A 3,832-nucleotide genomic window follows, 5' to 3' on the forward strand; every position below is an offset into this window, starting at 1 on the left:
GGGGCCCGTCGGTGTCCGGCTGGTTCAGCCACACCCACTGGCGGTCGGGGGTGACGGTGACGCCGTAGTCGTACGGCTCTGGCCGGTCGAGTTCCTCCCACACCCTCCAGGCGGTCACCAGCTCGTCGCCGATCCGCCGCCGCTCCCCGCCCTGGTGCAGCACGGTCGTGCCGTCCCCGACCGCGGAGAACGACGCCCACGACGTGCGGCCGTCGTGGACCCAGGCGTTGACGCCGTCCTCGTCGCGGCCGGTCGTGACCATCGCGTCCGGCACCGCGACCCGCAGGGCGAACCGCAGGTCCCAGTCGCCTTCGAGCGGGGCGAGGTCGCGCTCGATCCGCCGCTCGGTGGCGGCCGGTCCGCCGCCGCGCACCGCGGTGTACCCGGCCCAGCCGGCCGTCGGCGGCACCGGGCCGGTGCGGTCGGCCATGAACTGCGCCAGCCCCTGCACCCAGCCGGACGCCGAGCGCCCGTCGTCGGCGACGGTGAGCGCGACGTGCCCGAGCCGACCCCACGGGTAGACGATCCGCCCGCCCGGTCGGCACGCTTCCACCCACGTCCACGGCACCCGCTCGACCGCGTAGGTGGCGATCACCCGATCGAACCGTTCGCCGCAGGGGCCGGTGGTGGTGGCGTCCCCGGTGAGCACCTCGACCTCCAGGCCGGCGGCCGCCAGCCGCCGACGGGCGAAGGCCGCGAGATCGGCGTCGATCTCCGTGGACACCACCCGCCCGGGACCGGCCCGCCACGCGGCCAGGGCCGCGTTCCAGCCCTGCCCGCCACCGATGTCCCACACCCGGTGACCTGGTTCCAGCCGCAGCGAGTCCAGCATGTCGACCACCACGCCCGGCGCGGAGATGCTGGAGGACGGCAGCCCGCCCGTCACCTGGGTCACCGCGGCAACGTCCGGACCGGCGTACAGCACCGCTGCCCAGCCCTCCGCGTCCGCGCGCCGGTCGGCGGCCGTGTAATGGTGCCCGTCCCACCGCCACAACCGGTCCGGCGCGAACATCTCGCGCGGTAGCGCGGCCACGGCCTCCCGCAGCCAAGGGGAGCGCTCCGGCCAGTCCCCGCCCGCGGCCATCGCCTCGTCCAGGACCGCGCGCCGCTTCGCCAGATCCACCGTCAGTCCTTCTTCGGCTTGCCGCGGTGCTTCCCGTCGCTGCCCGGATCCGGCCTCGGTACCTGCCCGTCGGCGTTCCCCGGAGGCGCCTCGCCCTTCCCCAGCTCCGGCGGCGGCTTCTCGTGCGATCCCATCAGCAGGTTCCCCTTTCGTGTAACGGGACACCAACCCGGCCATCCTGACCGACCCGCACCCGCAGAGGTAGGGGGCGTGGAAGCGCTCACGGGGGCGCGAGCAAGCGCCCGGACGACGGCTGACCGCATCCCTGCGGCCCTGACAGCGATCCCGGACGGCGGCGGCGACGCCAGGTGGAGAGACGGCACCCACGGTCACCGCCACTGAGGCCACGTCCGCCGTCCCCCGCCGGGTCGCGGGCCGTAGCCGTTCGCCGCACCCCGCTCCGGCAGGGGGAACACCGCGCACTCGGCTCCCTCAGTGGCCGCGGAACGGGCCGGCCGCGGTCGCCTCGCGCCCACCTCGCGAAGACCAACCGGTCGCCGAGCGGTCCGCCGGCCGGCCCCGGTCGTTCCAGGACCGGGCAGTACGCCCGTCACCGCCAGGTCGGCCACGCTGGTCCGACCCGCGAGTCGGTCGACGGCCCACGGGTGAGGACCCGTTCTTCTGACTGGCTGTCAGGTGCTGACCTGGATCTCCACCCGGTGCCTGATGCAGTCGTCCGGGTGCGCCCGGGCGGCCCCAGGCCCGTCGGTCGCCGTCGGCCGACTCGGGCACCGGCTCCAGACCGGGAATCCGGGACATCTCGGCCAGGCACCGGTGGAACGTCGAAGTGTGGCCGCCGGTCCGATTCTGGCTCAACGGCGTGGTGGAGGCCGTCAGCCCTTGCCGCCGGCCTTGAGGACCTGGGCCGCGGCCACGCCGGCCGCGGCGAAGCCGTGGCCGCCGCCGTCGACCTCGGCGGCTACGGCGAGGTCCCCGCGGTAGGCGATGAACCAGCTGTTGGTGGCTGTTCCGCCGGATTCTGCGGTGCCGGTCTTCGCGCCGATCTGGCCGGTGAGACCGGCCATCGGCGTGCGGGCGGTGCCCTGGGTGGCGGTTCTGGCCATCATGGCGCGCAGGTCCTTGGCGACGCCGGCGGGCAGTGAGCCCGGGGCGGTGACGCGCTTGGCGTCGTTCCGCAGGACGGGCTGGCGGAACTTTCCGCTCTGCACGGTGGCGGCGACCGAGGCCATCGCCAGCGAGTTGACCTGGATCGTGCCCTGGCCGATGTACTCCGCGGCGGCCTCGTCATTGGTGCGCGGCACCGGGATCGTGGCGTCCCGGCTGTCGATGCCGATGTGCCACTCCAGGCCGAGGCCGAACTGCTCGCGGGCCACCTTGGTGAGCGTGCCGGGCTGCAGCTTCTCCAGGCCCTTGTCGATGAAGCCGGTGTTGCAGGAGTGGCTGAAGTCGTCGGCGAGCGTGTACGCGGGGAAGTCACCGCGTTCGTCGTTGTGCCACTGCCGAGGCGAGTTGGTGGTGTCCTTGCAGGGCACCACAGTGTCCGGGGTCACCCCGGCCTCCAGCAGGGCCGCCGAGGTGATCACCTTCATCGTGGAGCCGGGAGCCTGGCCGGCCGAGACCGCGCGGTTGTGCCCGCTCGGCGAGTAGGCCATCGCCAGGATGTGGCCGGTGCTCGGCTGGATCGCCACCAGGGAGGCCGGCTTGCCGCCCGCGGCCTGCTGCTTGATCGCCTCCTCGGCCACCCGCTGGAGCTCGGCGTCCAGCGTCAGCTTGACCTGCGGAGCGCTCGGCGGGGTGAGCACGTACAGCTGCTCGGGCTCCTTCCCGGCCGCGGAGAGCACCACGGCCCGCCCGCTGACGACGGTCTCGCCCTCGGCCGGCGTGATCCTGGGCAGCACGGCGGCCAGCGAGGGGAAGCCCTCGAGCGGCTTGCCGTTGCGGTCGGTCGGCTTGGAGACCGGGTCGGGCAGCGTCTTCACGGCGATCGTCCCGCCCTGGGCGAGGTGCGGATGGAGCACGGTCGGCGCCCAGTGCACGACGGCCTTGCCGCTCCCGCCCCGGACGACGCCGAGCGTGCTGTCGTACTCCCAGGCACCGGTCGCGCCCTCGAACTCGGCCTTCGCCCGGAAGCCGACGACCGGTTCCCCGTCCGTGCCGGTGGTCGCCGGGCCCGTGGCGGTCAGCGCCAGCGTGCGGGCCGGCACGTTCTCCTGGAAGGCGGCCAGCGCCGCGCGGGCCGTCTCCGGCCGGTCGGTCAGCGCGGATGCGGCCGTGACGTCCCCGCGGCCCCAGGCCGCCAGGAAGTCCTTGGCCACCGCGGCGGCCTCCTCGGTGGTCGGCGGCGCCTGCGGGGTCTTCGCCGCGGTCTCGGACGCCTGAGCGCCGCCGCCGCTGCCGCCGTTCGACGACCCGCCCTGCACGGCGGTCACGATGTTGTGGAGGCCGTACCCGCCGACCGCCAGCAGCGCGGCGGACACCCCTCCGACGGCGGCCAGGACGGCCTTCCGGGCGCCGGAGCGGCGCGGTGCGCCTGCCTCGTCCCCGTTCCTGTCCCCGTACTCGATGTCGTACCCGTCGAGCTCGGTGTGCCCGGCGTACCCCTGGTACCCGTCGGGTTCCCGTTCGTCCCGCATGTCCTCGTCCCCCTGCGTGTGCGTGTCCGCGGACCTGCCCCCTCCGGCATCCCGGCCCGCGGCCCGGACGGACGGTCGTCGATCCGTTCGAGCGCGGATCAGCATATGCGGGTGT

At 74.4% G+C, this 3,832-nt stretch carries 3 protein-coding genes; all 3 read right to left on the bottom strand.

Annotated elements, in window-relative coordinates; all coding sequences use genetic code 11:
* Positions 1-1,123, bottom strand: a 1,123-nt coding sequence (locus tag VR45_RS38885) for a methyltransferase domain-containing protein (protein WP_063772627.1), incomplete at its 3' end; no start/stop codon positions are given.
* Between the two features lie 2 nt (positions 1,124-1,125).
* On the bottom strand, positions 1,126-1,257 hold the full coding sequence (locus VR45_RS50365) for a hypothetical protein (protein WP_286163657.1): 132 nt from the start codon (positions 1,255-1,257) through the stop codon (positions 1,126-1,128).
* Between the two features lie 699 nt (positions 1,258-1,956).
* Positions 1,957-3,717, bottom strand: coding sequence for a penicillin-binding transpeptidase domain-containing protein (locus VR45_RS38890; RefSeq protein ID WP_052709710.1), 1,761 nt, complete (start codon positions 3,715-3,717; stop codon positions 1,957-1,959).
* Positions 3,718-3,832: the final 115 nt, after the last annotated feature.

The organism is Streptomyces sp. NRRL S-495 (assembly GCF_000966955.1).
GTDB classification, from domain to species: Bacteria; Actinomycetota; Actinomycetes; order Streptomycetales; family Streptomycetaceae; genus Kitasatospora; species Kitasatospora purpeofusca.